General features: G+C 66.8%; 26 protein-coding genes. 14 read left to right on the plus strand and 12 right to left on the minus strand.

The annotated features are described in order from the left end of the window. Window positions 1-53: 53 nt before the first annotated feature. Window positions 54-992 (minus strand): aldo/keto reductase, encoded by a 939-nt coding sequence (locus FOE78_RS20075; protein WP_143987850.1) that lies wholly within the window; start codon window positions 990-992, stop codon window positions 54-56. Between the two features lie 86 nt (window positions 993-1,078). Here FOE78_RS20075 and FOE78_RS20080 point away from each other — a divergent pair, with 86 nt between their 5' ends. Then, a complete protein-coding gene (locus FOE78_RS20080) occupies window positions 1,079-1,708 on the plus strand; it encodes a TetR/AcrR family transcriptional regulator (RefSeq protein ID WP_228265911.1) in 630 nt (209 codons plus the stop codon). Here FOE78_RS20080 and FOE78_RS20085 read toward each other — a convergent pair whose 3' ends face one another. After that, window positions 1,709-2,038 (minus strand): AzlD domain-containing protein, encoded by a 330-nt coding sequence (locus tag FOE78_RS20085; protein ID WP_143987852.1) that lies wholly within the window; start codon window positions 2,036-2,038, stop codon window positions 1,709-1,711. Then, window positions 2,031-2,762, minus strand: coding sequence for an AzlC family ABC transporter permease (locus FOE78_RS20090; RefSeq protein ID WP_143987853.1), 732 nt, complete (start codon window positions 2,760-2,762; stop codon window positions 2,031-2,033). Before FOE78_RS20090 ends, FOE78_RS20085 begins: the two co-directional genes overlap by 8 nt. Before the next feature lie 159 nt (window positions 2,763-2,921). On the opposite strand from FOE78_RS20090, the gene FOE78_RS20095 reads away from it, so the two are divergent. From FOE78_RS20095 to FOE78_RS20125, 7 genes are all read left to right on the plus strand, one after another. After that, on the plus strand, window positions 2,922-3,128 hold the full coding sequence (locus FOE78_RS20095) for a hypothetical protein (protein WP_143987854.1): 207 nt from the start codon (window positions 2,922-2,924) through the stop codon (window positions 3,126-3,128). A 44-nt stretch (window positions 3,129-3,172) separates the two neighbouring features. Beyond that, window positions 3,173-3,847 (plus strand): SDR family oxidoreductase, encoded by a 675-nt coding sequence (locus tag FOE78_RS20100; protein WP_143987855.1) that lies wholly within the window; start codon window positions 3,173-3,175, stop codon window positions 3,845-3,847. Beyond that, window positions 3,840-5,072 carry a metallophosphoesterase family protein gene (locus FOE78_RS20105; protein WP_143987856.1) on the plus strand — a complete coding sequence of 411 codons (1,233 nt, stop codon included), beginning with the start codon at window positions 3,840-3,842 and terminating at the stop codon, window positions 5,070-5,072. Before FOE78_RS20100 ends, FOE78_RS20105 begins: the two co-directional genes overlap by 8 nt. Window positions 5,073-5,190: 118 nt before the next feature. After that, the gene (ilvD, locus tag FOE78_RS20110; protein WP_143987857.1) at window positions 5,191-6,996 is read left to right on the plus strand and encodes a dihydroxy-acid dehydratase; all 1,806 of its coding nucleotides are present in this window, start codon (window positions 5,191-5,193) and stop codon (window positions 6,994-6,996) included. A 117-nt stretch (window positions 6,997-7,113) separates the two neighbouring features. Continuing rightward, window positions 7,114-8,061, plus strand: coding sequence for a carbohydrate ABC transporter permease (locus tag FOE78_RS20115; protein WP_143987858.1), 948 nt, complete (start codon window positions 7,114-7,116; stop codon window positions 8,059-8,061). Then, the gene (locus FOE78_RS20120; protein ID WP_228265913.1) at window positions 8,058-8,969 is read left to right on the plus strand and encodes a carbohydrate ABC transporter permease; all 912 of its coding nucleotides are present in this window, start codon (window positions 8,058-8,060) and stop codon (window positions 8,967-8,969) included. Before FOE78_RS20115 ends, FOE78_RS20120 begins: the two co-directional genes overlap by 4 nt. Further along, entirely contained in the window at window positions 8,966-10,306 is a 1,341-nt protein-coding gene (locus tag FOE78_RS20125; protein ID WP_143987859.1) for an ABC transporter substrate-binding protein, read from the plus strand. The genes FOE78_RS20120 and FOE78_RS20125 overlap by 4 nt, the downstream gene beginning before the upstream one ends. Before the next feature lie 57 nt (window positions 10,307-10,363). Here the strand turns inward: FOE78_RS20125 and FOE78_RS20130 are convergent, their stop codons facing one another. Then, window positions 10,364-11,791: a sulfatase family protein gene (locus tag FOE78_RS20130; protein ID WP_228265914.1), complete on the minus strand. Its 1,428-nt coding sequence runs from the start codon at window positions 11,789-11,791 to the stop codon at window positions 10,364-10,366. A gap of 292 nt (window positions 11,792-12,083) precedes the next feature. On the opposite strand from FOE78_RS20130, the gene FOE78_RS20135 reads away from it, so the two are divergent. After that, complete coding sequence (locus tag FOE78_RS20135; protein ID WP_143987861.1) at window positions 12,084-13,817, plus strand: APC family permease; 1,734 nt, start codon at window positions 12,084-12,086, stop codon at window positions 13,815-13,817. On the opposite strand, the gene FOE78_RS20140 is transcribed toward FOE78_RS20135, so the two are convergent. The 3 genes from FOE78_RS20140 to FOE78_RS20150 are packed head-to-tail and all read right to left on the minus strand — an operon-like array spanning window position 13,814 to window position 16,413. Further along, window positions 13,814-14,794, minus strand: a complete 981-nt coding sequence (locus FOE78_RS20140; protein WP_143987862.1) for an aldo/keto reductase — start codon at window positions 14,792-14,794, stop codon at window positions 13,814-13,816. The two genes, FOE78_RS20135 and FOE78_RS20140, sit on opposite strands and share 4 nt — an antisense overlap. Beyond that, entirely contained in the window at window positions 14,791-15,552 is a 762-nt protein-coding gene (locus FOE78_RS20145; protein ID WP_143987863.1) for an SDR family NAD(P)-dependent oxidoreductase, read from the minus strand. The genes FOE78_RS20140 and FOE78_RS20145 overlap by 4 nt, the downstream gene beginning before the upstream one ends. Window positions 15,553-15,567: 15 nt before the next feature. Continuing rightward, window positions 15,568-16,413 carry a fumarylacetoacetate hydrolase family protein gene (locus tag FOE78_RS20150; RefSeq protein WP_143987864.1) on the minus strand — a complete coding sequence of 282 codons (846 nt, stop codon included), beginning with the start codon at window positions 16,411-16,413 and terminating at the stop codon, window positions 15,568-15,570. A gap of 211 nt (window positions 16,414-16,624) precedes the next feature. Here FOE78_RS20150 and FOE78_RS20155 point away from each other — a divergent pair, with 211 nt between their 5' ends. Continuing rightward, window positions 16,625-17,311 carry a FadR/GntR family transcriptional regulator gene (locus FOE78_RS20155; RefSeq protein WP_143987865.1) on the plus strand — a complete coding sequence of 229 codons (687 nt, stop codon included), beginning with the start codon at window positions 16,625-16,627 and terminating at the stop codon, window positions 17,309-17,311. 9 nt (window positions 17,312-17,320) lie between these two features. On the opposite strand, the gene FOE78_RS20160 is transcribed toward FOE78_RS20155, so the two are convergent. Both FOE78_RS20160 and mca read right to left on the minus strand, forming a co-directional pair. After that, window positions 17,321-17,593, minus strand: a complete 273-nt coding sequence (locus tag FOE78_RS20160) for a hypothetical protein (RefSeq protein ID WP_143987866.1) — start codon at window positions 17,591-17,593, stop codon at window positions 17,321-17,323. Then, window positions 17,590-18,507, minus strand: a complete 918-nt coding sequence (gene mca, locus FOE78_RS20165) for a mycothiol conjugate amidase Mca (protein WP_143987867.1) — start codon at window positions 18,505-18,507, stop codon at window positions 17,590-17,592. The genes FOE78_RS20160 and mca overlap by 4 nt, the downstream gene beginning before the upstream one ends. 58 nt (window positions 18,508-18,565) lie before the next feature. Here mca and FOE78_RS20170 point away from each other — a divergent pair, with 58 nt between their 5' ends. Both FOE78_RS20170 and greA read left to right on the plus strand, forming a co-directional pair. Then, window positions 18,566-18,949, plus strand: a complete 384-nt coding sequence (locus tag FOE78_RS20170; protein ID WP_168207608.1) for a DUF4307 domain-containing protein — start codon at window positions 18,566-18,568, stop codon at window positions 18,947-18,949. 74 nt (window positions 18,950-19,023) lie between these two features. After that, window positions 19,024-19,530, plus strand: coding sequence for a transcription elongation factor GreA (gene greA / locus FOE78_RS20175; protein ID WP_143987869.1), 507 nt, complete (start codon window positions 19,024-19,026; stop codon window positions 19,528-19,530). 94 nt (window positions 19,531-19,624) lie between these two features. On the opposite strand, the gene FOE78_RS20180 is transcribed toward greA, so the two are convergent. Both FOE78_RS20180 and FOE78_RS20185 read right to left on the minus strand, forming a co-directional pair. After that, window positions 19,625-20,026, minus strand: coding sequence for a DUF2089 domain-containing protein (locus FOE78_RS20180; protein ID WP_210414690.1), 402 nt, complete (start codon window positions 20,024-20,026; stop codon window positions 19,625-19,627). After that, window positions 20,023-20,976 carry a hypothetical protein gene (locus FOE78_RS20185; protein WP_228265915.1) on the minus strand — a complete coding sequence of 318 codons (954 nt, stop codon included), beginning with the start codon at window positions 20,974-20,976 and terminating at the stop codon, window positions 20,023-20,025. Before FOE78_RS20185 ends, FOE78_RS20180 begins: the two co-directional genes overlap by 4 nt. 365 nt (window positions 20,977-21,341) lie before the next feature. On the opposite strand from FOE78_RS20185, the gene FOE78_RS20190 reads away from it, so the two are divergent. Further along, window positions 21,342-22,595, plus strand: a complete 1,254-nt coding sequence (locus FOE78_RS20190) for a L,D-transpeptidase (RefSeq protein ID WP_168207609.1) — start codon at window positions 21,342-21,344, stop codon at window positions 22,593-22,595. A 645-nt stretch (window positions 22,596-23,240) separates the two neighbouring features. Here FOE78_RS20190 and FOE78_RS20195 read toward each other — a convergent pair. After that, entirely contained in the window at window positions 23,241-24,521 is a 1,281-nt protein-coding gene (locus tag FOE78_RS20195) for an AI-2E family transporter (RefSeq protein ID WP_143987871.1), read from the minus strand. Between the two features lie 113 nt (window positions 24,522-24,634). Between FOE78_RS20195 and FOE78_RS20200 the strand changes: the two genes are divergently transcribed. Further along, the gene (locus FOE78_RS20200) at window positions 24,635-25,315 is read left to right on the plus strand and encodes a uracil-DNA glycosylase (protein WP_143987872.1); all 681 of its coding nucleotides are present in this window, start codon (window positions 24,635-24,637) and stop codon (window positions 25,313-25,315) included.

Consider the following 25,315-nt stretch of genomic DNA (forward strand, 5'->3'; position numbering starts at 1 on the left):
GAGCCGACGCGGACACGTCCGCGGCGCCAGTCCACCCGGACGTGCGGGCGACTCTACTGGCCGGTCGACCGACCGCGGGCCGCGAACAAGGTCTCCTCGGCGGCAATCTCGGCCGCAGACGCCTCTGTGCGGTCCAAAATCATCATTGCCTCCGGGTCGAGGTCGATCTCGGCTGCGGCGACATTCTGCTCCAGATGATCGATCTTGCCGGTGCCGGGGATCAGCAGGATTTGTTGATCATGACGCAGCAGCCAGGCCAGCCCCACCTGAGCGGGGGTCGCACCGATCGCCTCTGCGATCTTGATCACGTCCGGGTGCACGGACACTCGCGGGAGTGCCGAGTGGGCAGAGCCGAGCGGAAAGTACGGCACATACGCGATCCCGTGCTCACTGCAGAGGTCGAGCACCGGCTGATCAGTACGACGCAACAGACTGAAATAGTTTTGTACGCAAGCGATTCCGACCGGCAGCGCCGCCGTCAGTTGATCAACGCTGACGTTGCTGAGCCCGATCGCGCCGATCTTGCCCTCGTCGCGCAGCGTGATCAGCTCGGCCAACTGGTCATCAAGATCAACTCGTTGGTCACCAGTCGCGATGATGCCGGGCTGCAGGTCGGCGCGTCGCAAGTTGATCACGTGGACCTGCTCGACGCCGAGGTGGCGCAGGTTGTCCTCGACGCCGGCCCGCAACTCCTCCGGTCGTTGGGCCGGGACCAGGCTCCCATCCGGTTGATGCAGCGCGCCCAGCTTGGACACCAGGACAAGATCGCCGGGGTACGGATCGAATGCGTCCCGGATCAGCCGATTGGTGACGCCGTCGCCGTAGAAGTCGGCGGTGTCGAGGTGATTGACGCCGAGCTCGACCGCCCGCCGTAGCACGTTGACGGCGTCGTCGTGGTCGACGCTCGATCCAGCGAGTTGCATGGCGCCGAACCCGATCCGGGAAACCGAACGTCCGGCCAGCGATCCGGACAGCGCCGTTGAGGTTGACATGATGAAACCCCCATAGGATGAAGGAACTGAGCCGGAGGACCCTCCGCTTCGATCCAGCCCAAACACTAACCGGAGGATCCTCCGCTTTGTCTGCCCGATCTCGACCCGCCGACCCGGCTGCACAGCGAACCGACGCGCCGGTCCGGCGCACCGACGCCCAACGCAACCGCGAGCGGCTGATCGACGTCGCCACCGCGGCGTTCACCGCGGGCACCGGCAAGGTCGCGCTCGAGTCGATCGCCCGCGACGCCGGTGTCGGCATCGGCACGCTCTACCGCCACTTCCCCACCCGCGAGGCGTTGGTCGAGGCGGTCTACCGGTCCGAACTGGAACGGCTGTGCGACCGGATGCCCGGCCTGGTCGCGGCCATGCCCGCCGACCAGGCGCTTCGTGAGTGGATGGGGCGCTACGCCGACTTCTTCGAGACCAAGCGGGAGATGGCCGAGGCACTGCGTGCGGTGATCGCCTCGGGTGCGGTCAGCGCCGAGCAGACCCGGGCTCGGTTGGGCGACGCCATTCAGCTCGCCCTCGACGCGGGAGCCGAGGCCGGCCTGCTGCGCTCCGACATCGCGGCCACCGACATCTCGGTCGCGCTGGCCGGGATCATGGTGATGGCGGGCTCGGCCGACCAGCGCGAGCAGAGCGATCGGCTGCTGGATCTCTTGCTGGACGGACTGCGGCCCGCCAAAGGATCGCCGAACAAGCGGGATCGCTGATCAGAGCAGGTTGACCAGCAGTACGAAGACGAGCGTGCCGGCGCCGACGCTGAGGATGGTCCGTCGGCCGAGGATCAAATGCACAGCGATGGTGACCGCCAGCGCCATCAGTCCGTACCAAAGCGCGGCCGGCGCCACCGAGACCGTGCTGTGGAACGTCGTCACCACCAAGATCAACAAGATCCCGACCGGCATCCACACCGCCAGCGAACGGACGAAGGCCGACTTCCGTAACCGCCGCAACAGCACGAACGGCAGCGCGCGCAGCAACAAGGTCGTGACGGCGAAGCCGATGGCCAGCGCGAAGATCAAATACAGCGTTTCAGGCATGGCGATCCCTGCCTGCGTAGCGAACCACGCGGAACCGTACGGTCAACAGCAGGACGAAGATCACCAACGACAGCAGCATCGCCAGCTGCGGCGCGACGATCAACGAGAAGGCGACCGAGCCGGCCGCCAGCAGCAACGACGGCATGGTTCCCCGACCTCGTACCGCATCCAGGGTGAGCACCGCGAACAACGCCACCAAAGCGAATTCGAGGCCCTTGATCGGCGCCGGCAACGCCGAACCGATCAGCACCCCGATCAACGCGCCGCCGACCCAGTAGGACTGGGAGGCGATCTGCATCGAGATCATCCGCCGGGCCGACCGCTTCCCGTCGGGCAGGCCGACCTGAACCGCGTACGCCTCGTCGATCATCGCGTACACCGAATAGCCGCGCGCGAGCCGATTACGGACGATCTGCACCGGGAACGAGAACGCGTAGAACACGTGCCGGAAGTTGATCACCAGCATGGTGGCCGCGATCAGAGCCAGCGACTGCCCGGCCGACACCAGCCCGACCAGCACCAGCTCCGACGAGCCGGCGAACACCGCGATCGAGGACGCCGGCGCGTACCACCAGGGCAGGCCGGATTGGATCACCAGCAGCCCGAGCGCCACCCCGATCGGGAAGATCCCGGGGCCCGCCGAGAACGAGTCGCGGATGCCGGCAACCACCTGCTCGCGATGCGTTGCCGGCACTGATGCGGTGCTCGACTCGGCAGGGTTCACCCGGCCATTCTGGCAACCGCCGTAGGCGCGGGTCGATGAACCCGGCCGCGATAGGGTGCCTCGGCCGCACTCCCGGCGGCGCCATCAGGAAGGAAGGCCGCGAGTGCACCGACGGCTGATCCCGGCAGTACTGCTCGGCTGTGTCGCCCTACTGTCCGCATGCTCGGGCAACTCGAGTCCGGTGCCGGCATCGCAGTCACGGGCGAACTCGCTTTCGTCGAACTCTGGCCGAAGGGGAAGTACTCGAAACCCGGCAGCTGGCAGTACTCCTCGTTGGCGAATGGGAAGTACACCCTCTACGCCCAGGGCCACTCCGTCTCCGAGACGAAGGCACTGGCCACCGAGTATCTCCAACGGTTGGGCTGATCACAGTCGAGACGTCAGCGACGATCGCGATTAGGGTCGGGACCATGCGTATCGCGATCGTCGGCGGCCACGGCAAGGTGGCCCTCCAACTGCATCCCATCCTGGTTCGCCTCGGCCACACGCCCGTGGCGTTGGTCCGGTCGGAGGACTATCGCGCTGAGTTGGAAGGACTGGGCGCTGAGGTCCGGCTGCTCGACATCGAGCGGCAGGAGGCCGGCGACTTCGCGGCCGCGTTCGACGGCTGTGACGCGGTCGTCTTCTCTGCCGGCGGCGGCCCCGACGGCAACCAGGAACGCAAGCAGACAGTGGATCTGGAGGGTTCGCTGAAGTCGATCCAGGGTGCCAAGGAGGCCGGCATCCGCCGCTTCCTGCAGGTGTCCGCGATCAACGTGGACGAGCCGCTGCCGACCGACACCGAACCGGTCTGGCGGGCCTATGTCGAGGCCAAGCGGGATGCCGATGCGGCCTTGCGAATCAGTGATCTGGACTGGACCATCATCCGGCCGGGAACGCTGACCGACGGAGCTGGTACGGGTCTGGTTGCGCTCGGCCGGGACCTCACCCGCGGTGAGATCCCGCGCACCGATGTCGCCACCGTGCTGGCGATCTCGTTGGACAACGACGGCACCATCGGGCGCCAGTGGGACCTGATCGGCGGCGACACCCCGATCGCCGACGCGATCGAGGCCGCGGTCGGTAGGGTCGGGAAACGTGGATGATCATGATCGGGAAGAGACGTCGCTGTCCCTGCCGGAACTGGTTGATTCACCGCCGGTGGTGATGAGCCCCCGACCCGACGGCGTCGAGGTCGTGTGGTCGGTCACCGCACCGGCCCGCGGTTGGGTCGAGTGGGTGCCGACGACTGACGATCCAAGATCACAGCGCACCGTCGATCGCCGAGTTGTTGATCTTGACCGGTACGGATTCGTGCCGCAGGGTTCGCGGATCATCCGGGTCCGCGTCGACGGCTGGCAGCCGGGCACCGAGTACCTGATCCGTACGGTGACCGAGGCGGCCCGCGACGATCGCCGAGTCGAGTCGGAGTGGAAGCGGGTGCGGACGCTGGATCCGGACGCGTCGCAGTCAAGCTTCGTGGTGTGGAACGACACTCACCAGCGCGAGGAAACCCTACGCAGGTTGGACGATGCCTCACCCAAGGCCGACCTTTGGGTCTGGAACGGTGACGTCTGCAACAACTGGAACGACCCGGACGAGATTGCACCGACGATCTTGTCGCCCGGTGGACGTGACGCCACCGACGGTCGCCCGCTCGCCTTCGTCTGCGGCAATCACGATGTCCGCGGACCGTGGGCCTACCGGCTCCGCGAGGTGATCGCAACGCCGGATGATCGGCCCTATTACGCGGTTCGCAGCGGACCGATCGCGGCGATCTTCCTGAACACCGGCGAGGACAAGCCCGATGATCACCCGACATTCGAGGGCCGGCCCGCTTTCGAACAACTCCGCCGGGTGCAGGCCGACTGGCTCGCCGAGCAGATTCGCCAACCCGGGTTCGCCGATGCTCCGTACCGGATCGTCTTCTGTCACATGCCGTTGCGCTGGTTGGACGAGCCGATCCTCACCGACGCGGACTACGCCGACGGCGAATTCGATCACTACTGCCGGACCGGGCGCGACCTGTGGCACGACTCGTTGGTCGCCTGGGGTACCCAGCTGGTGATCTCCGGCCACACTCACCAATCGGCCTGGTTCCCTGCCACCGAAGAGTTTCCGTACGCCCAGCTCACCGGTGGCGCCCCGGCTTCCTGGGCTGCGACCTGGATCGAGGGCGACGCCGACTCCGAACGGCTCTCCGTGATCACCCGCCGACTCGACGGCTCGGTCCTGCACGAAACCTCGGTCCCGCCGCTGACCTTCCCGGTGATCCGGCTGGGCCGCGCCGTCACCTCGAAGGATGTCGCCGACGCCCTCGACGATGAATGAGTTGGTCCGGCTTGCGTCCGGAATGTGATCCTCGATTCCCAGATTTCGGGCAATCGGGAGCAAACTGAGCCTCGTGTCTCGACCGCTACGCTCCGCAACCTCCACCACTGGACGCAACATGGCCGGTGCTCGCGCGCTCTGGCGCGCGACCGGGATGACCGACGGCGACTTCGGCAAGCCGATCGTCGCAGTCGCCAACTCGTTCACCGAGTTCGTGCCCGGCCACGTACATCTGAGGAATCTCGGCAAGTTGGTCGCCGATTCAGTACGCGATGCCGGCGGCGTGGCCAAGGAATTCAACACCATCGCGGTCGACGACGGCATCGCGATGGGGCACGGCGGGATGCTCTACTCGCTGCCCAGCCGGGAGTTGATCGCCGACGCGGTCGAATACATGGTGCAGGCGCACTGCGCGGACGCGCTGGTGTGCATCTCCAACTGCGACAAGATCACCCCCGGCATGTTGCTGGCTGCGCTCCGATTGAACATCCCGACGATCTTCGTCTCCGGTGGTCCGATGGAAGCGGGCAAGATCATCGCCAGCAATGGAGTCGCCCGCCCCAAGCTGGACCTGATCGACGCCATGATCGCCTCCGCCGACGAGAAGGTCAGTGATCAAGAACTCAGCCAGATCGAGCAGTCGGCCTGCCCGACCTGCGGATCCTGTTCGGGCATGTTCACCGCCAACTCGATGAACTGCCTGACCGAGGCGATCGGGCTTGCCCTTGCCGGCAACGGATCCACGCTGGCCACCCATGCCGCCCGCAGGCAGCTCTTCGTCGACGCGGGCACCAAGATCGTTGATCTTGCTCGGCGTTACTACGACGACGAGGACGATCGTGTGCTGCCGCGCTCGATCGCCGATCGGCGCTCGTTCGAGAACGCGTTCGCGCTGGACGTCGCGATGGGCGGCTCCACCAACACCGTGCTGCACCTGCTGGCCGCAGCCCGCGAGGCCGAGCTGGACTTCTCGGTCTCCGACATCGACGCCGTCTCCCGCAGGGTGCCCTGCCTGAGCAAGGTCGCGCCGAACACGCAGAAGTACCACATGGAGGACGTCCACCGGGCCGGCGGCATCCCCGCCATCCTGGGCGAACTCAACCGGGCCGGCTTGCTCAACAACCAGGTGCACAGGGTGGACGCACCGAGCCTGGACAGCTGGCTGGCCGAGTGGGACATTCGCAGCGGGACCGCATCCGAGCGTGCGCTGGAGCTCTACCACGCAGCACCGGGCGGCGTTCGGACCACCGAACCGTTCTCCACCGAGAATCGCTGGGAGTCGCTGGACACCGATGCCGCGAACGGTTGCATCCGCGATGTTGATCATGCCTACTCCACCGACGGCGGCTTGTGCATCCTGTTCGGGAACATCGCCGTCGACGGCTGCGTGGTGAAGACCGCCGGCGTACCCGACAACTGCCTCACCTTCACCGGCGAGGCGAAGGTGTTCGAGTCGCAGGAGGCTGCTGTTGAAGGGATCCTGGCCGGCGAGGTCAAGGAGGGCCACGTCGTGGTCATCCGGTACGAGGGCCCCAAGGGCGGGCCGGGCATGCAGGAGATGCTCTACCCCACCTCGTTCCTGAAGGGCCGCGGACTCGGCCAGGCCTGTGCGTTGATCACCGACGGCCGCTTCTCCGGCGGCACCAGCGGTCTGTCGATCGGGCACATCTCCCCCGAGGCCGCCGGCGGCGGGTTGATCGCCCTGGTCACCGACGGCGACAAGATCGCCATCGACATCCCGCAGCGCAAGATCGAACTGCTGGTCGGCGAGGACGTGCTGGCCGATCGCCGGATCGCCGAGGAGAAGCGGGAACGCCCGTACACCCCGCAGAATCGGGACCGGGTCGTCTCCCGGGCGCTCAAGGCGTACGCGTTGATGGCGACCGCCGCCTCCGACGGCGCGTACCGCCGCGTCCCGGAGTGAGGCTGAATCCGCGCCGAGTTTCGCCTCGATCACGACACGGCAGAAACCAACACGCCTCACAGTCAAAAGGTGAATAGACTCCCGACCGTTTGAACTCAACGCGGACGGGAGATCACAGTGACCGCAACGACGCCGTCAGTCGCCGCAGACCGGCGACCACCCGACGGGGAGCGAGTTGGCTCACGCCGCAGACTCAGGCGGCGGGAGTACGCGCTCTTTCTGGCCTTCATCGCGCCGAACGTGATCTTGTTGGCCGTGTTCGCGTTCTGGCCGGTTGTCTACAACGCGTACCTGTCGCTGACCAGCTGGAATCTGCTGTCCCAGACCAAACCGTTCGTCTGGTTCGCCAACTACGTGGACATGTTCACCGATCCCGAGTTCGGCATGGTCGTGCTGCGGACGATCATCTTCTCCGGTGGTGTGGTGATCATCTCGATCACCCTCGGCCTGATGGTCGCGCTGTTGCTTGATCAAAAACTCCGGGCCCGCAACCTGGTCCGGACGTTCTCGTTCGCTCCGTACATCGTCTCCGGTGCGGCGATCGGCACCATCTGGCTCTACATCTTCGACCCCAACTACGGCCTGCTGAAGTCGATCCTGGGCGTCTTCGGGATCACGTCGCCGGCCTGGATGACCGACTCCGCCTGGGCGTTGCCGGGCTTGATCATCGTCTACGTGTGGAAGACCACCGGGTTCGTCGCGGTCGTCTATCTTGCCGGCCTGCAAGGGCTTCCGACCGACCTGTACGAGGCCGCACGGATCGACCGGGCGGGCCCGGTCACCACCTTCTTCCGGATCTCGCTGCCGCTGTTGTCGCCGGTCACCTTCTTCGTCGTGGTGACGTCGATCATCGGCAGCTTCCAGGCCTTCGACGTGATCGCGGTGATGACCGACGGCGGTCCGGGCACCGCGACCACCACCCTGTCCTGGTACATCTATCAACAGGCGTTCCGGGCCTTCGACGCCGGACACGCCGGAGCTGGAGCCATGATCATGTTCGTGCTGCTGGTCCTGATCACCAGTGCGCAGGCACGCTTCACCAGGAATCGGGTGCATTACCAGTGACCGCACCGGCAACACTTCCCCAGCTCAATCAGCCGACCAGCGAGCGGACCGGACGCGGCTCCGCCGTCGGTGGCAGAAGTCGTCCCGGTCGGGTGATCGGACGCATCCTGCTCTATCTCGGTTTGATCTTGGTCGGGCTGGCGTCGATCATCCCGGTCTACTGGCTGCTCAGCTCGTCGGTGAAACCGACCGCGGAGATCTTCGTCTTCCCGCCGAAGTGGATCCCGAGTTCCCTGCACTGGCAGAACTTCGTCGACGCGTGGAATTCGGCGCCGTTCGGCCGGATGTACATCAACTCGCTGGTGGTCACCATTGTCGGCGCCGTCGGTGAGATCTGCGTGGCGATCCTGTCCTCGTACGCGTTCGTCTTCCTGCGCTTCCCGAAGAAGAACTTGATCTTCGGCATCTTTCTGGCCGCGATGATGGTGCCCGGCACCGTCGTCCTGCTGCCGAACTACATGACGGTCGCCCAGCTCGGCTGGGTGAACAGCTACGCCGGCATCATCGTGCCGGGATTCGGCAGCGTGTTCGCGATGTTCCTGCTCCGCCAGCACATGATGACGCTGCCGAAGGAGATCAACGAGGCCGCCCGGGTGGACGGCGCCGGACACCTGCGGACGCTGTGGACAATCGTGCTGCCGCTGTCCAAGCCGATGGTGGTGACCGTGATGATCGTCGCCCTGGTGACCAAGTGGAACGACTTCATCTGGCCGTTGATCGTGACCAACACCGACAACATGCGGGTGCTGCCGGTCGGCTTGCTGATGTTGAAGAGCGACGAGGGATACGTGAACTGGGGCGCGGTGATGGCCGCCACCTGTTTCGTGGTGATCCCGGTGCTGATCGTCTTCTTCTTCGCCCAGCGGCACATCGTCGCCGGCCTGACCCAAGGAGCGACGAAGGGATGAGCAAGATCAACAAGTTCGGCCGGCGCGGCCTGCTCGGGCTGATGGGCGGTGCCGCGGCGGCGATGGCGACCGGCTGCAGCCGGGACTTCAGTCAGGTCGGCGGCAGCGCGGTGCCCGGCAAGTTCGGCAATCGGGTGCACCTGATCGCGTGGCACTCGTATGGCGGCTCGACCGGCAAGGCGTTGCAGACCATCGTCGACGCCTTCAACAACTCCCAGTCCGACGTCTACGTGGAGACGCAGTTCCAGGGCAGTTACGAGGACACCCAGCAGAAACTGTCGGCAACGATCATCGCCCGGCAGATCCCGGACCTGACGGTGTTGAGCGAGGTGACCTGGCGGGCGATGCATCTGGCCGACGCGCTGGAGCCGTTGAACGACTACTTCGACGACGAGTTGCAGCCCAGCGACTACATCGACCAGTTCATCGAGGAGGGCACCGTCAAGGGCAAGATCTGGTGGCTGCCGTTCGCTCGTTCGACGCCGTTGTTCTACTTCAACAAGAGTGTGTTCACCAAGGCCGGGTTGCCCGGCCGGTCGCCGGAGACCTGGGACGAGTTCGCCGAGTGGGCGCCGGCGATCAAGAAGGTCACTGTCGGCAAGAGCAACGTGATGCCGCTAGCCCTGGACGGTGGCTACTCGGCCTGGTACTTCCAGGGCAACATGTGGCAGTGGAAGGCGCACTACTCCGACGGGCTGGACATCCAACTCGATTCACCCGAAGGCATCGCCGCGGCAACCTGGATGGCCGACTTCATCCGCAAACACAAGGCCGCCTACCTGTCGGCGAAGAGTTCGATCGACTTCGGCAACCAGGCCGCGGCCGCCGCTCTGATGAGCACCGCAAGCCTGGCGCAGACCACCGAACTCGCCAAGGCGAGCAAATTTGATCTTGGTACCGGGTTCATGCCCAAGCATGATCAATTCGGCTGCCCGACCGGTGGCTCCGGCTGGGGAATCATGACCAAGGCCACCACCGAGCGCAAGCAGGCAGCGTTCGAGTTCCTGAAGTTCCTCGGCCGGCCGGAGAACTCGGCGTCCTGGACGATGGCGACCGGGTACCTGCCGATCGTGAAGAAGGCGCAGCAGGATCCGCGCCTGGTCGAGCTGGTGAACAAGGATCCGAACTTCTCCACCTCGCTGCGCCAGCTGCCGAAGACGAAGACCCAGGACCTGGCCCGGTTGGTGATCCCCGACGCCAGCAACTTCATGGACGAGTCGTTCGAGACGCTCTACTCGTCCAACATCGCGCCGGAGAAGTCATTCGCCCAACTGGCCAAGAAAATGCGCCGCAAGGCAGATCTGCTGGAAGACAACTTCCGCGCCCACTACGAGTAATCCGAGTTGTCAGTCGCTGGTTTGGCTATAGGCACACCAGCGACTGACAAGTCGGGGTCAGAGGCCGACCTCGGTGCGCCATTCCTCATGCAGGGTACGAAGTTGGTCGACACGTTCCGGACGCTCGGCAGCCAGATCATTTTGCTCCGAGGGGTCGGACGCGAGGTCGGTGAGCCGAAGCCCGGCACCCATCGGGGCGTGCTCGTAGCTGGCCAGATGCTGCACGTTGGTCGAATCCGCATCGACCCAGCTGAGCTTCCAGTCGCCCGATCGCACCGCCCACTGGAAGCCGCACTCCCAGTGCAGGGCCTCGTGCCCTGAGTTGTCAGCGTCAGGTTGCGCTATAGCGCCTTCTGCCGCTGACAAGTCGGTGGGCAGGAGGGGGTTGCCGTCGCAGTGTTGCCAGGTGGACGGGTCGGCACCGGCCGCCGCCAGCGCGGTTGGGTAGATGTCCATGCTGGAGACCAACCCGGAGTGGGTCGAACCGGCGGCGACCCGGCCCGGCCAGCGAACCAGGAACGGCACCCGGATGCCGCCCTCCCAGACGGTGTACTTGGTGCCCCGCAACGGAGTGTTGTCGCCGAAGTTGCAGGTGGAACCGCCGTTGTCGGTCAGGTAGATGATCATGGTGTTCTCGGCCTGCCCGGTCCGGTCGAGATGATCAAGGAGCCGGCCGATCTCGCGGTCCATCAACTCCAGCTGAGCCAGGTAGTACTCCCGTCCGTGCGGCAGATTCGGCACGATCGCATCGTCGTACCACTCGCCGTAGCCGGTGCCCGAGTCCGGATCCCAGTCCCGGTAGGCCGGCAGCCCGCGCCGTTCCAGTTCGTCGGCGGGCAGCTGCCAGCAGAAGTTGTGTACGGCGTTGAACGCCAGCATGCAGAAGTACGGGTCGTCGCCCGCCTCGGTGATGAAGTCGCGGGCCCTGCGGCCGAGCTCCTCGGTCAGGAATCCCTCGTACTCATAGGCATCGTCGCCCTGCAGCAGCGGCTGCACCGCCATCGGCACCGCGGCCTCGCCGTAGTCCTGCTGTGCCGAGCGTGAGTGATGCAGGTAGTTCAGCCGTCCCAGCGACTGGCCGGCCAGCCCGTACAGAGTCTGATCGAAGCCGTGATGCGGCGGGCAGGCACGATCGCCGACGTCCTCCGATCCGTAATGCACCTTGCCGAAGTAGCCGGTGCGATATCCCTGCTGCTGCAGGGCTTCGGCAATGGTCGGCGCCCGGTCCGGATCGTCCGGCGGGAAGGATGCCGAGTCGAACCAGAGTCCGCCCCAGCGCTGTTGGTAGCGGCCGGAGATGATGCCGGCGCGCGAAGGGCTACAAATCGGGGCTGTGACGTAGGCGTCGGTGCAGGTCATTCCTTCGGCGGCGAGCCGATCCAACCCCGGCGTCTGTACGTCCGGATGAATCCCCAACGCGCTCCGGTCGGCGTAGCCGTGGTCGTCGGACAAGATCACGATGATGTTGGCAGGACCTTCAGGCACGACCGACTGCACTCCTCTGGGCGGAACCGAAACGGTGCCCGGCCGGGCACCGGCCCAACTCTTTCGCAGGATCGGAACGTTGGCAACCACCCACTGCGAGCCCGCCCACGCGACGGCCGAGTTGCACAGCCGGGCCGATTCTGAACGCAGGCTGAGAATTCTGAGGGTGGATCCGCAACATGCCTGGCCTATGGACCATCCTCGCAGCGCAGACGATGTGAGAGTGGGTCTGGACGCCGCACTGCGCTCCGTCCGTCTGTGATCGAAAACCAGTGACGGGAGGAGATCGGAAATGACACACGAGGGTCCAGGCAGTACCACCGTCAAGGTCGCCGGTGACGACGCACGCCTGAAGAAGGACCTCGGCACCATCAGCCTGCTGTTCGCCGCGATCGGATCGATCATCGGGTCCGGCTGGCTGTTCAGCTCGCTGCACGCATCCGAACAGGCCGGACCGGCCGCGATCGTGTCCTGGATCACCGGCACGGTGATGTTCCTGCTGATCGGCATGAGCTATGCCGAACTCGGCGTGATGTTCCCGCGCAGCGGCGGCGTCGCTCGCTATCCGCACTACGCGTGGGGATCGTTCGCCAGCTACTCGATGGGCTGGGTCACGTGGCTGGCCTGTGCGGCCGTCGCCTCGGTCGAGGTGTCGGCGGTGCTGACCTACGCGACGTCCTACCTGCCCTGGCTGATGAACGCCAACGCCACCTTGAAGCCCGCCGGCCTGGTCATCGCGATCGCGTTGATGGCGGTGTTCGTGCTGGTCAACTACTTCGGCGTCCGCTGGTTCTCCCGGATCAACAACGTGCTGGTCTGGTGGAAGCTGGGCATGATCGTGTTGGTGATCGTGGCGTTCATCGCGGTCTCCTTCCACACCCAAAACTTCACCGTTCACACCCCGCAGGGCAGCGGCTTCCACCCGTTCGGCTGGAAGGGCGCCTTCGAGGCCATCCCGGCCGCCGGCATCGCGTTCTCCTTCCTCGGCTTCCGCCAGGGCATCGAGCTTGCGGGCGAGACCAACAACCCGAAGCGGAACGTGCCACTCACCCTGATCGGCTCGGTGCTGATCTGCGGCATTCTCTACATCCTGTTGCAGGTCGCCTTCATCGGCGCGATCCCGACGCATCTGCTGACCGACGGTGGCTGGGCCGCGCTGGGCGGCGAGCATCCGACGCTGACCGCATCCGGCGGCGCCTCGGCGACGTTCAGCCCGCTCGCGGTGGTCGCCAGCATCCTCGGACTGGGCTGGCTGGCCGGCCTGCTGTACGCCGACGCGATCATCTCCCCCGGAGACACCGGCTTGATCTACACCAGCGTCACCGCGCGGATGTCGTACGCGATGGGTCGTAACCGCAACGCGCCGGCCGTCTTCGCCAAGGTGAACGATCGCGGCGCTCCGTGGCCGAGCCTGATCCTGGCCTGGGTCGTCGGCTGCATCTTCTTCCTGCCGTTCCCGAGTTGGCAGAGCCTGGTCGGGATCGTCACCTCGCTGACCGTGCTCTCCTTCGGTAGCGGCACGATCGCCCTGCTCACCTTCCGCAAGCAGTTGCCGAATCAGGAACGCCGGTTCGTCCTCAAGGGCGCCTGGATCATCGCTCCGCTGGCCCTGCTGTCGGCCAACCTGATCATGTACTGGGCCGGTTGGGATCAGGTCTGGAAGATGATGATCGCGGTGGCCATCGGCTACGTCTTCCTGGCGATCTTCCAGGCCGCCGATCGGAACAAGAAGCGGGCCCCGAAGGTCGACTTCAAGCACGGCTGGTGGGTGCTCGTCTGGTTCGGCGGCATCACCCTGGTCAGCTGGCTGGGCAGCTACTCCGGCGTCAGCGGCCAGGCCGACGCCGGCGAGGCCAACCTGTACGGGTTCGTCGGCGGCATCATCGCCAACATTGTCCTGACCGCGGTGGTGCTCGCGCTCGCCTGGTTCTGCATGCTGCCGTCGCAGGAGGTCGAGCGGATCCTGAACGAGGTCGAGGAGGACGAGGTAGTGGGTGGCGATCCGTCCACCCACCAGCCGGTTTAGGAGAGCTGCGGCGGCAGCGCCTCCAGTGCCTGCCAGGCCCGGCCGGAGAGATCGTCGGCGATCAACTCGACGTTGGCGGTCACCTCGGCCGGGCTCTGCATGCCGGCGACCACCGCGGCCACGGCCGGGTGCCGCAGCGGGAACCGCATCGCCGCTTGTGGCAACCGACTGCCGTACTCCTCGGCGGTGGCGGCGAACCGGCGTGCGGTCGCCAGCACGTCTGCGGTGACCGGTTCGTAGTTGAAGTAGCCGTCGGTCGGCGGTTCGCGATGGGCGAGCAGCCCGGTGTTGAACGGAGCCGCGGACAGCACGCTGACACCGCGTTCGGCGCACGCGTCCAGCAACCGTCCGGCGGTGCGGTCCAGCAGCGTCCAGCGGCCGGCGACCAGGATCACGTCCAGCGAGTACGCCGACTGCTCACGGGTGACGAACCAGTGCAGCGGATCGACGAAGTTCATCCCGAGCCCGACTGCGCCGATCACGCCCTGCTCGCGCAGCTCACACAGCGCCGGCAGCGCCTCCTCGGCCGCCTGCTGGAGATGATCTTCGGGGTCGTGAACGAGGGCGATGTCGATCCGGTCCAGGCCGAGCCGTTCCAGGCTCTGCTCCAGGCTGCGGCGAACCCCGGCTGCGCTGTAGTCGCGGACCCGGGTCAGATCGTCGGCGTGATCGAAGCCTTCGCTGTCCGCCCCGGTCGGGTCGGGGTTCGGCACCAGCAACCGGCCGACCTTGGTCGAGATCACGTACTCGTCCCGCGGCCGGTCGGCCAGCGCCAGGCCGAGCCGCCGCTCCGACAGACCCAGCCCGTAGTGCGGCGCGGTGTCGAAGTAGCGGATGCCGCCCGCCCAGGCGGCGTCGACGGTGGCGATCGCCTGCTCGTCGGAGATGGCTCGGTAGAGATTGCCGATCGGGGCGGCACCGAATCCGAGCTCTGTTACCTCCAGCCCGGTGCCGCCCAGCTTGCGGGTGTTCATCATTTGCGCAACCGCAGACCCTGCATGCCACCGTCGACCGCGATCGAGGTGCCGGTGGTCGATCCCGCGGCCGGAGAGGCGAGGTAACAGACTGCCTGGGCGACCTCGTCGGCCGACACCAGTCGGCCGTGCGGCTGCCGGGCCTCCAGCGCCGCTCGCTCGGCGGCCGGATCCGGCGCGCTGCCCAGCAGCCGTCCCACCCACGGGGTGTCGGCGGTGCCCGGGTTCACCGCGTTGACCCGGATGCCCTCGGCGATCAGGTCGGCGGCCATCGCCTGGGTCAGCGACAGCACCGCGCCCTTGCTCGCCGAGTAGAGCGCCCGCTGCGGCAGCCCGGCGGTGGCGGCGATCGAACTGGTGTTGACGATCGCGGCGGCATCGGACTTGCGCAGTGCCGGCAGCGCGGCCCGGGCGACCCGGACCATGCCGACGACGTTGATGTCCAACACCCGGTGCCATTCCTCGTCGTCGTTGTCCTCGACGCCGCCCTGGGCGCCGACACCGGCGTTGTTGATCACGATGTCGAGGCCGCCGAGTTCGTCGACGGCCTTGGTGACGGCGGCTCGTACGGCCGCGTCGTCGCTGACGTCGGCCCGGCAGCCGATCAGTCCCAAACCAATCAGATCTGGGCCAAGATCATCAACGTTGCGGTCGAGCACGGCCACCCGGGCACCGCAGGCGACCAGCCGGGCCGCGATCGCGGCGCCGATGCCGGACGCGCCCCCGGTGACGAGCGCCTTACGTCCCTGGAATTCACCCATCGGTCTGCTTCTCCCTCACGCCTGCTGGAAGGTCTGTCGCTGCTTGCCGAGGCCGTCGATCTCCAACTCGACCACGTCGCCGGCGCGCAGGTAGGGCTGTCCCTCGATGCCCATCGCGACTCCGGCCGGAGTGCCGGTGTTGATCACGTCGCCGGGCCGCAACACCATGAACTGGGACAGATACCAGACCAGGTGATGGACACCGAAGATCATGTCCGCGGTGCTGCCGTTCTGCCGCTGCTCGCCGTTGACCCACAGCCGCAGGCCGAGCTGCTGCGGATCGGCGACCTCGTCGGCGGTCAGGATCCACGGGCCGAGCGGGTTGAACGTCTCGCAGTTCTTGCCCTTGTCCCACTGGCCGCCGCGCTCGATCTGGAACTCGCGCTCGGAGACGTCGTTGCTGATCGCGTAGCCGAAGATCTTGCTTGCGGCTTCCTCCGGTGAATCCAGGTAGCGAGCCTCGGCACCGATCACCACTGCGAGTTCGACCTCCCAGTCGGTCTTCACCGACGTACGCGGGATCAGCACGGTGTCTCCTGCGCCGACCACGGTGTCGGTGGTCTTCATGAACAGGATCGGCTCGGCCGGAATGGCGGCTCCGGTCTCGGCTGCGTGGTCGCGGTAGTTCAGCCCGATGCAGATGATCTTGCCGATGCCGGTCAGCGGCGGGCCGAAGCGGCCGACGTCGGTCACCGCGGGCAGGTCGCCGGCTTCGACCGCTGCCCGGGCGGCATCCAGACCGCCACCGAGCAGGTCCGGATCGATGTCCGTGACGATGGGGCTGAGGTCCCACCAGTTGCCGTCCGCGTCGCCGATCAGTGGCTTCTCGTTGCCCAGCTCGCCGTGTCGTGCCAGTCGCATGCCGATGCCTTTCGTCGCAGTTCTCTGAGTGCGCGGACAACGATAGATCCGAGCTATTTCCGGTCGTACGCGGGTGGCTGTGAAAGACTCTGCCTCGTACGGGGCGGGGACCGTTCGCAAAGACCCGACGTCTTGCTTATCTTGCCAGTGATCACCGCCCCGCCGCAGCCCGCCCGAATCGCGGGCATCACAAACCGGAGGTGCAGGTGCGATGGCGGTAACCGACGACGCGATCGAACGCTTGAAGAACATGATCACGTCCGGCGAGCTGCGCCCCGGCGACCGGCTGCCACGGGAGGCCGACCTGGCGCAGACGCTGGGGTTGAGCCGCAATTCACTCCGCGAGGCCGTCCGCGCCCTGTCGCTGATGCGGGTGCTCGACGTACGGCAGGGTGATGGCACCTACGTCGCCAGCCTGGCCCCGGACTCGTTGCTGGAGGCGCTGAACTTCGTGGTCGAATTCCACCGGGACGACTCGGTGCTCGACCTCTTCGAGGTACGCCGGATCCTGGAGCCGGCCGCGACCTCCAAGGCGGCCGCACGGATGTCCGACGCCGACTTCACCGAGCTGGCCGACGTACTGGCCCGGGCGGACGCTAACTCGCCGGTGGAGGACCTGGTCGAGGTGGACACCGAGTTCCACCGCCGGATCGCGATCGGCTCCGGCAATCCCATCCTGGCGTCGATGATCGCCAGCTTCGCCGGTCCGACGCACGCCGCCAGGGTCTGGCGCGGGCTGACCCAACGCGGCTCGCTGATCCGCACGCTGGACGAGCATCAGGGGATTCTGGACGCACTCACCCGGCGTGATCCGGAGTTGGCCGCGGTCCGCGCCAACGCCCACATAGCCGGTGTCGAGGACTGGCTGCGCACCGCGACGCTGGACGAAGCCGGCTGATCCGGGGCGCTAGCCGGAGTTGCCGATCGGGTGCCGGTCGTCGTGGTCGACCGGCTCCTCCACCTCGGCCTCGTCGCTCTGCTCGGCCACCGACGGTTCGGTGTCCTCGGCCTCGGACTGTTCCTGCGCGCGCAACTCGTCCCGGTACGGGACCGTCACCTTGCGCATCTGCCGGCGCATGCTGATCATCAGCAGAGCGATCGCGGCGGCCAGCAGGATCGTGATGATCAGCGGGGTCCAGCCCGGCTTGACCACGTTCGGGTCGATGTCCAGCACGATCATGATGGCGACCCTACTCCGGGCCCCGGCTGGGTCGGAATTCCCGCGAACAGGTCGTCCTCGGGCAGCGTGGTCTCCACGTACGACTGGACCAGCTCGTAGTCCTCGGTCGGCCAGGCCTGCTGATGCACCTGCAGCGGCACCGCGAACCAGTGCCCCTCCGGGTCGATCTGGGTGGCGTGCGCGATCAGCGCCCGATCGCGGGTGGCGAAATAGTCCGCGCAGTTCACCCGGGTGGTCACCCGGTCGGCGGTGTCCCGGGACCAGCGGCTCAGCCGTTCGGCGTACGGAGCGTCCTGACCGCGCGCCAGCATCGCGGCATCCAGCGCCTCGTACTTGGCCCGGGAGTTCATGTGGTAGTAGAGCTTCTGCGGCTGCCACAGCGGTCCGGCGTCGGGAAACGCGCCGTCCTTGCCGGCAGCTTCGAAGGCGGCAACGCTGATTTGATGGCACCGTACGTGGTCGGGGTGCGGATAGCCGCCGTTCTCGTCGTACGTGGTGATGACGTGCGGGCGGAACTCACGCACCACCTTCACCAGAGCCTCGACCGCGACATCGAGATCGACCAGTCCGAAGCAGCCGGCCGGCAGCGGCGGCAGCGGATCGCCCTCGGGCAGTCCCGAGTCGACGAACCCCAGCCACACCTGGTGAATGCCGAGGATCTCGCGCGCGGCATCCATCTCCTGTTTGCGGATCTCGGCGATGTTCTCCAGAACGTCCGGCCGGTCCATCGCCGGATTGAGGATGTCGCCACGTTCACCGCCGGTACAGGTCGCAACCCACACCTCGACCCCCTCGGCCACGTACTTGGCCGTGGTGGCCGCTCCCTTGGAGGATTCGTCATCGGGATGGGCGTGCACGTGCAACAGCCGGAGGCGCTCGCCGGCCGCGTCGAGGTGTAACGGCGCAACAGTCACGGCGTCTATCTTCGCACCCGATGCGGCTCTGGCTCATCTCGGCGGGGAGAATGGCCCGGTGCCCGATCCCAGTCGCTATCCCCGCCGCCGTACGCCGAAGATCCTGATCGTCGTCGCGGTGGCCGTGGTGGCGATCGGCGGAATCGGCTGGCTGGTCTGGGCGGCGCTCGCCCATGCCGAGCCGGCAGTCAGCGGCGAGGTGCATGTGTGGAAGATCGAGTCCGACCAGAAGGTCAGCTACACCTTGACCGTGCAGCGGCGCGATCCGTCGGTTCCGGTGGCGTGCCGCGTGATCGCTCAGGCCAAGAACTTCGAGACGGTCGGTGAAAAGACGGTCTCGCTGGGTGCCAGCACGGCGAAGCTGGTCGACGTTCAGGACACGATGCGTACGCTGCGGGAGGCGACCTCGGTGTCCTCGAGTCGTTGCTGGGTGCAGCAATAAACGTCGCCCGCTGACCGGGTGGGAAATGGACCAACCGAAGGTGGGGATGTCGGCGATCTTGCTAGGCTTGCCGGATGTCTGAGAACACCTCTACCGAGACGATCTGGCTGACTCAGGACGCCTACGACAAGCTGGCGGCCGAGCTGGATCATCTGACTGGTGCAGGCCGGGCCGAGGTGGCTGCGAAGATCGCGGCCGCTCGGGAGGAAGGTGACCTGCGCGAGAACGGCGGCTACCACGCGGCACGCGACGAACAGGGGCAGCAGGAGGCCCGCATCCGTCAGCTGACCGACATGTTGCGCCGAGCGAAGGTAGGTGAGGCGCTCGCCGATTCCGATGAGGTGGCCCCGGGCATGGAGGTCACCATCGCCTTCTTCGGCGACGCGTCCGACACCGAGACGTTCCTGTTGGGTTCTCGCGAGGTGCTCGGCCTGGACGACGCTCAGAACGTCTACAGTCCGCAGTCTCCGCTGGGCTCTGCCATCCTCGGCAAACGCCCCGGGGACGAGGTCACCTACCAGGCTCCCAACGGCAAGCCGATCGAGGTGACCGTGCTCAAGGTCCAGCCGTTCAAGTCGTGATTTCCGGTCCCGATTGAACGTCCCACATCAACCAAGAAGGGCCGCACCCGGCGGGTGCGGCCCTTCGTCATGTCGGCAGTTCTCGGCAGGTGATTCAGCTCAGCAGTCGAGCGGCCTCGGCCGGACTCAACGCCCCGGACGCGACCTCGGAGAGGATCTCCTCCCGGCTCGGTTCGGACGCCTCGGGCTCGGCCCGGCTCTCGTCCATCGGCGCCAGTCCCATCCTCTGCAGGACCCCGGTGAAGCGGAGCCGAGCGGTCGGATACGACACGCCGAGATGCTTCTCCACCTCACGGAGATTCCCGCGGGCCGCCAGGAAGACCCGCAGCATCTCCAGGTCCGAGGCCGGCAACGCGCAGAACTCGCACGGCGCGAAGATGCCGGCCAACTCGGTGCCGCAGGAGGCGCAGCCGAGCCGGGTCACCACCAGATGCTCGCCGCAGACCGGGCAGTCGCTGGGGGCGCGATGGTCCGGCATCGATCCGGCAACGCTCATGCCGCACCGGTCGGGCTGGCCGCGGCGGTTCCTGCCTTCACCGATGCGTGACCCATCACGACCTCGATGTCGAGCCGGCCCGCGCCGGATCCCATCACGACCTCGTCCCCGGCGAAGCCGGCGTGCGCGCCGCCCCAGCTGACCTTGCCGAGCTGAGACTCGGTGGCGACGGTCACGTTGGACGAGTCGGCCAGTTGCAGGCTCAGCGAACCCGACTCGACCCGGATCCGCGAGCGGCCGGCCCCGATCGCCGCCTTGACGGTGGCCTGGCCGGCCTGGATCAACGCGTCGGAGATCTCGGTCACGTCGACCAGTTTCGCGCCGCCGGCGGTGACTCGTACGCTGCCCAACCGCGGCACCGCCTCGGTGCTCAGGCTGCCCGCCGTCACCTCGATGTCGACCAGCAACTGCGGGTTGACCCGCAGCAGCAGTTCCTTGCCCAGGCCGAGCGAACGGAAGTCGTCCAGGCTGCGGGTGGACCTCAGCAACTGGAAGCCGTCGATCGAGGCGCCGAACTCGCCGTCGCTGGAGATCTCCAGCACCGATCCGTTGCGGCGCAGCACGTGCGGGCCGTCAGCGGAGACGGTGGCGACCGACGGCTCGCCGACGATCCGGACCCGCCGGCCGACCGCGCGGACGCTCAGCTTCTCCACCCCTCCGCTGCCCTGCGGGCGGCGCATGGTCTCCTTGCTCTTTTCTGCGCCACTGTCTCGTACCGACTCGCGTACGTGGGTGGCCTGCTGCGGGCGGTCCGTGCTGGCCGCCCAGGCGTCGGTGCTCCCGGTCTGCTCGGTGGTCTCCGTCTCGTCGGCGGAAGCGGGGCTGTCGTCGGTGCCCGTCGCCTTGTCGGCGGCCGGGAGCGCATCGATCCTGCGGGCCGCCTCGGCCGAATCGATCCGGCCGGCGGCGAGGTCCTCGAGGATCTTCGTCATGTCTTGAGAAGGGCTCATGGCAAAGAACCTAAAACCGATCTTCCAGATTGGAAAGTACGGTTTTCACTTTCCAGGGTCGCCTCAGGGTGACGTCCCGTTGAGGCGCCTCGGCCCCCCGGCACGGACTCCGCGTCGTTTTGGCGGACAGCGGTCCGGCCCTGAGAATGGACATCACATCTTGACAACCCCTGGCTTGCCGACGTTGGGATCCGCCACTCCCCATGGCACATTTGCGAGGTCTGCCGTCGGCCAGGGAAATCCCCGACGTAGCGGTTTCGTCGCGCGCACGTGCGCGGACCTGGCTGAACTCGGCGGCGGGCTCGAACGTGAGATTGTGAGGAAGCATGAGGCGGTTCGGTAACCCGGTCGTTCGGAGCGCGGTGGTGGCCACGGTCCTGCTGACCACCGTCGGACTGGCCGGGTGCGGCCAGCTCGCCCGCGGCGAGAACCCGCTGGGCAAGTCCGACTCCGGATCGTCCCAGCAACCGACCTCGGGACAGACCTCGGCCGCGCCGAAGAGCGAGCCGTCGAAGAGCACTCCCCCGCCCGACCCGTTCCGGCTGACCGCCAACGTCGCCGACGGCGCCGGCTCGGTCAAGATCAACAAGGTGCTGAAGGTCTCTGCCACTCACGGCGACCTGTCGAAGGTGTCGGTGACCGGCACCGTCGTCGACCACGGCAAGACCACGAAGGTCACGGTGGACGGCAAGCTCAACTCCTCGCACAGCGGCTGGACCGCCTCGGAGCTGCTCGAGCCCAACGGCGAATACACCGTGAAGATGACCGGCGACAGCGACCAGGGTGGATCCAAGACCTTTACCTCCCAGTTCAGCTCCCAGGAGCTGTCGCTGGATCAGCAGGTGTACGCCAGCTTCGCGGGCACCATGAGCGGCACCGTCGGCGTCGGCACTCCGGTGGTGCTCACCTTCGACCTGCCGGTCAAGGACAAGGCAACCTTCGAGAAGCATCTGCACGTCAGCAGCAGCTCCGGCCAGAAGGGCAGCTGGCACTGGTACAGCGACAAGGAGGTGCACTGGCGACCGGCCACGTACTGGAAGCCGGGCACCCGGGTGACCGCGTCGGCGGACCTGAACAGCATCCCGGCCGGTAACGGTCTCTACGGCCAGACCGACACCTCGACCAGCTTCACGGTCGGCAGCTCGGTGGTCACCAAGGTCGACCTGAAGTCCGACATCGCCAAGGTGTACGTGAACGGCAAGGTCGCGCGGACCATCCCGGTCAGCGGTGGCGGCACCGACACGCTCTCCACCACCACCCGCAGCGGCACCTCGCTGATCACCCAGAAGGAAACCAACTACCGGATGACCTCGCAGATGATCGGCCTGCCGAAGACCGGTCCGCAGTCCTACGACCTGCGGGTCAAGTACGCGATGCGGATCACCAACTCCGGCGAGTTTCTGCACTCGGCCCCCTGGAACGCGGCCTACTTCGGTCGCGAGAACGCCAGCCACGGCTGCGTCGGCATGAGCAACGAGGACGCCGGCTGGCTCTACAAGACCGCGCTGCCGGGCAGCCCGGTGGTCGTCACCGGCACCAGCCGTGAACTGGAGCCGCAGAACGGCCTGACCGACTGGAACGCCGACTTCGCCACCTACGCAGAAGGTTCCGCGCTGTAATTTCTGGGGCCGAGCCCCCAGACCCCGCGTTCCGACCGGGTTGCGCTGGGCGGTCGCCAGATCTTGTTGGCGATTCTCGCCGCCGCGGGCGGCTCGAATCACGCTGCCGCTGACCGCCCGGGTCAGCTGCACAGCCACCGATTCCGACTTCGGAGATGGGGCCGGTGTCGAAGGGTCCTCAGCCTGTCGACGGGATCTAAGCGCATCCGATCCCGACGGCGCACAGTCGCGACAACGTCCGGGCAGCTGCCCTGCGAAGTAGGGGCGGGAGATCCGCGAATCTTCGACCCCACATCGGTCGGCCCTCAGTCGCCGGAACGGGCGGTTCCGCGGTTAGGGCCGGTTTGTCCGAGGTTCGTGCTCTCTGTCCGAGGTAACTCGTCATTTTCTGCGCAGATCGGCTGGGTTAGCTCGGCGAACTCCGCGGAACCTCGGACAAGCTTGCGGAACCTCGGACTCCGCCCCTCGGATCTGGGAGCTTGGGTTACGACGGTCAGCGGTTCTCCCGGCCGGCGGGGAGCTCCCGAACTCGCGTCGTCGCGACTTTCAGCGGTCCCTGGCCCGACCCGAGGACCCGAACTCGCGTTGTCGCGACTTTGCGAGGGGCGGCGGCGGTCGGTCGTGGGTCGTGATGGGTGGCGGATTCTACTCGCGGACGGTGGTGGCGACGGTGTCGGACTTGCCGGTGGCCACGTACTGGATGAAGGTCTTGGCGAAGGCCAGCAGCGGGATGGACATCAGCGCGCCGACGATGCCGCCGACGATCACGCCGATGGCGATGCCGAGCAGGACCGCCAGCGGATGCAGCTTGACCGCGCGACCGAGCAGGAACGGCTGCAGGATGTGGCCCTCCAGCTGCATCACCGCGATGATGCCGGCGAGCATGATCAACGCCTGCACCCAGCCCAGCATCACCAGTGCGACGAAGACCGCGACGAAGCCGGACACGAAGGCGCCGACCAGCGGCACGAACGCGCCCAGGAAGACCAACGCGGCCAGGGCCGGAGCACCCGGCACCCGCAGGATCAACGCCACGATCAACACGCCGATCGCGTCCACGAAGGCCACCAGAATGGTGGCCCGGACGTAGTGCACCAGCGAGCTCCAGCCGCTCTTGGTCGCGTTGTCGATCTTGCTCCGGGCCGACTTCGGGGTGAGTTTGACCAGGAACGCCCAGATGCCGGCGCCGTCGTACAGGAAGTAGAACGTGGCGAACATGGTGATCGCCAGGCCGGCGAAGAAGTGTCCGAGCTGGGACCCGAACGCGGCCGCGTAGCCGGCGACCTGGGTGCTGCTCTGACTCAGGAAATCCGTTACCTGCTTGGTCAATTGATCGACCTGCAGGAACTGTTCGGGGATGTGCAGCGGACCGTTGGCGAGCCAGTTGGTGAGCTGGGCGAAACCACTGGCGACCCGGCTGCCCATGCCCTCGGCCTGGCCGGCGATCTGGGTGGCGATCAAGGTCAGCGTGCCGGAGACCAGCACCACCCCGATGATCATGGCCAGCGCTGCCGACAGTGCGCGGGGGAACCGACGGCGGTTGAACCAGTTCGCCACCGGCGAGATCAGCGCGGCCAGCAGGATCGCGACCGCGATCGGAATCGTCACCTCGGACAGATACCGCAGCAGCCAACCGAGACCGGCGACCATGATCACGATCACGATCAGTCGCCAGGACCAGCTGGCGGCGATCCGAAAACCGCGCGGCACGAGTAGGTCGATCCGTTCCTGTTCCGAGGACGGCTGGATCGTCACCTCGGCGACCTCGGTCTCCGGCTGGTCAGCGTGCTCGGTCTCGGAATGCTGGACCGCGACCTCGTCCAGCCGGTCGTCGCCGTCCGCGTGCGCCTGCATGCCGGCCCGCGCACGCCGCAGCCGTCCGACGCCCAATCGGCCCCGGATGGGCGAACGATCCTGCGCTGCCATTCTGCCCCCTGCGTCTCGGCGGTAGATCTGGGCCACCAACCGTAGCCACCAAACGTACTGGTACCCGGCTCCATGACATCATCCCCGGTGAACACGAGCGATAGGGAGCAGGCGTGTCAGGAAAGCCGCTGAACGAACTGGTCAGCCCGGACTGGGCCGCCGCGCTGGAGCCGGTCTCGCCCACCGTACGGCGGATGGGCGACTTCCTGCGGGCCGAGCTGGCCGCCGGCCGCGGCTACCTGCCCGCCGGCGATGCCGTGCTGCGCGCCTTCACCCTGCCGTTGGCCGAGGTGCGGGTGTTGATCGTCGGCCAGGACCCGTACCCGACGCCGGGTCACCCGGTGGGACTGTCGTTCTCGGTCGCCCCGCACGTCCGGCCGATCCCCCGCAGTCTGGCCAACATCTATCGCGAGCTCAACACCGATCTCGGCATTCCGCCCGCCGCCGGGGGCGATCTGACGCCCTGGTTCGATCAGGGCGTGCTGTTGCTGAACAGGGTCCTCACCGTGCAGCCCGGTAGGTCGGCTTCCCATCGGGGCAAGGGATGGGAGGAGGTCACCCAGTGCGCGATCGAGGCACTGGTCGGCCGCGGCGGGCCGCTGGTGGCGATCTTGTGGGGACGCGACGCCCAGTCGTTGATCCCGATGCTGGGCACTGTTCCGTACATCAGCAGCGCGCACCCGTCGCCGATGTCGGCCGACCGCGGCTTCTTCGGCTCCCGCCCGTTCAGCCGCGTCAACCAGTACTTGATCAACTTCGGCGCCGACCCCATCGACTGGCGGATCGACCGCTGA

This window comes from Microlunatus elymi (genome assembly GCF_007362775.1).
GTDB lineage: Bacteria > Actinomycetota > Actinomycetes > Propionibacteriales > Propionibacteriaceae > Microlunatus > Microlunatus elymi.

Bases quoted from the DNA above. Each gene is read 5' to 3' on its own strand.
- FOE78_RS20075 (WP_143987850.1), bottom strand. From the start codon at position 992: ATGTCAACCTCAACGGCGCTGTCCGGATCGCTGGCCGGACGTTCGGTT.
- FOE78_RS20085 (WP_143987852.1), bottom strand. From the start codon at position 2,038: ATGCCTGAAACGCTGTATTTGATCTTCGCGCTGGCCATCGGCTTCGCC.
- FOE78_RS20095 (WP_143987854.1), top strand. From the start codon at position 2,922: ATGCTCGGGCAACTCGAGTCCGGTGCCGGCATCGCAGTCACGGGCGAA.
- FOE78_RS20100 (WP_143987855.1), top strand. From the start codon at position 3,173: ATGCGTATCGCGATCGTCGGCGGCCACGGCAAGGTGGCCCTCCAACTG.
- ilvD (WP_143987857.1), top strand. From the start codon at position 5,191: ATGGCCGGTGCTCGCGCGCTCTGGCGCGCGACCGGGATGACCGACGGC.
- FOE78_RS20125 (WP_143987859.1), top strand. From the start codon at position 8,966: ATGAGCAAGATCAACAAGTTCGGCCGGCGCGGCCTGCTCGGGCTGATG.
- FOE78_RS20135 (WP_143987861.1), top strand. From the start codon at position 12,084: ATGACACACGAGGGTCCAGGCAGTACCACCGTCAAGGTCGCCGGTGAC.
- FOE78_RS20140 (WP_143987862.1), bottom strand. From the start codon at position 14,794: ATGATGAACACCCGCAAGCTGGGCGGCACCGGGCTGGAGGTAACAGAG.
- FOE78_RS20145 (WP_143987863.1), bottom strand. From the start codon at position 15,552: ATGGGTGAATTCCAGGGACGTAAGGCGCTCGTCACCGGGGGCGCGTCC.
- FOE78_RS20150 (WP_143987864.1), bottom strand. From the start codon at position 16,413: ATGCGACTGGCACGACACGGCGAGCTGGGCAACGAGAAGCCACTGATC.
- FOE78_RS20155 (WP_143987865.1), top strand. From the start codon at position 16,625: ATGGCGGTAACCGACGACGCGATCGAACGCTTGAAGAACATGATCACG.
- FOE78_RS20160 (WP_143987866.1), bottom strand. From the start codon at position 17,593: ATGATCGTGCTGGACATCGACCCGAACGTGGTCAAGCCGGGCTGGACC.
- greA (WP_143987869.1), top strand. From the start codon at position 19,024: ATGTCTGAGAACACCTCTACCGAGACGATCTGGCTGACTCAGGACGCC.
- FOE78_RS20180 (WP_210414690.1), bottom strand. From the start codon at position 20,026: ATGAGCGTTGCCGGATCGATGCCGGACCATCGCGCCCCCAGCGACTGC.
- FOE78_RS20185 (WP_228265915.1), bottom strand. From the start codon at position 20,976: ATGAGCCCTTCTCAAGACATGACGAAGATCCTCGAGGACCTCGCCGCC.
- FOE78_RS20195 (WP_143987871.1), bottom strand. From the start codon at position 24,521: ATGGCAGCGCAGGATCGTTCGCCCATCCGGGGCCGATTGGGCGTCGGA.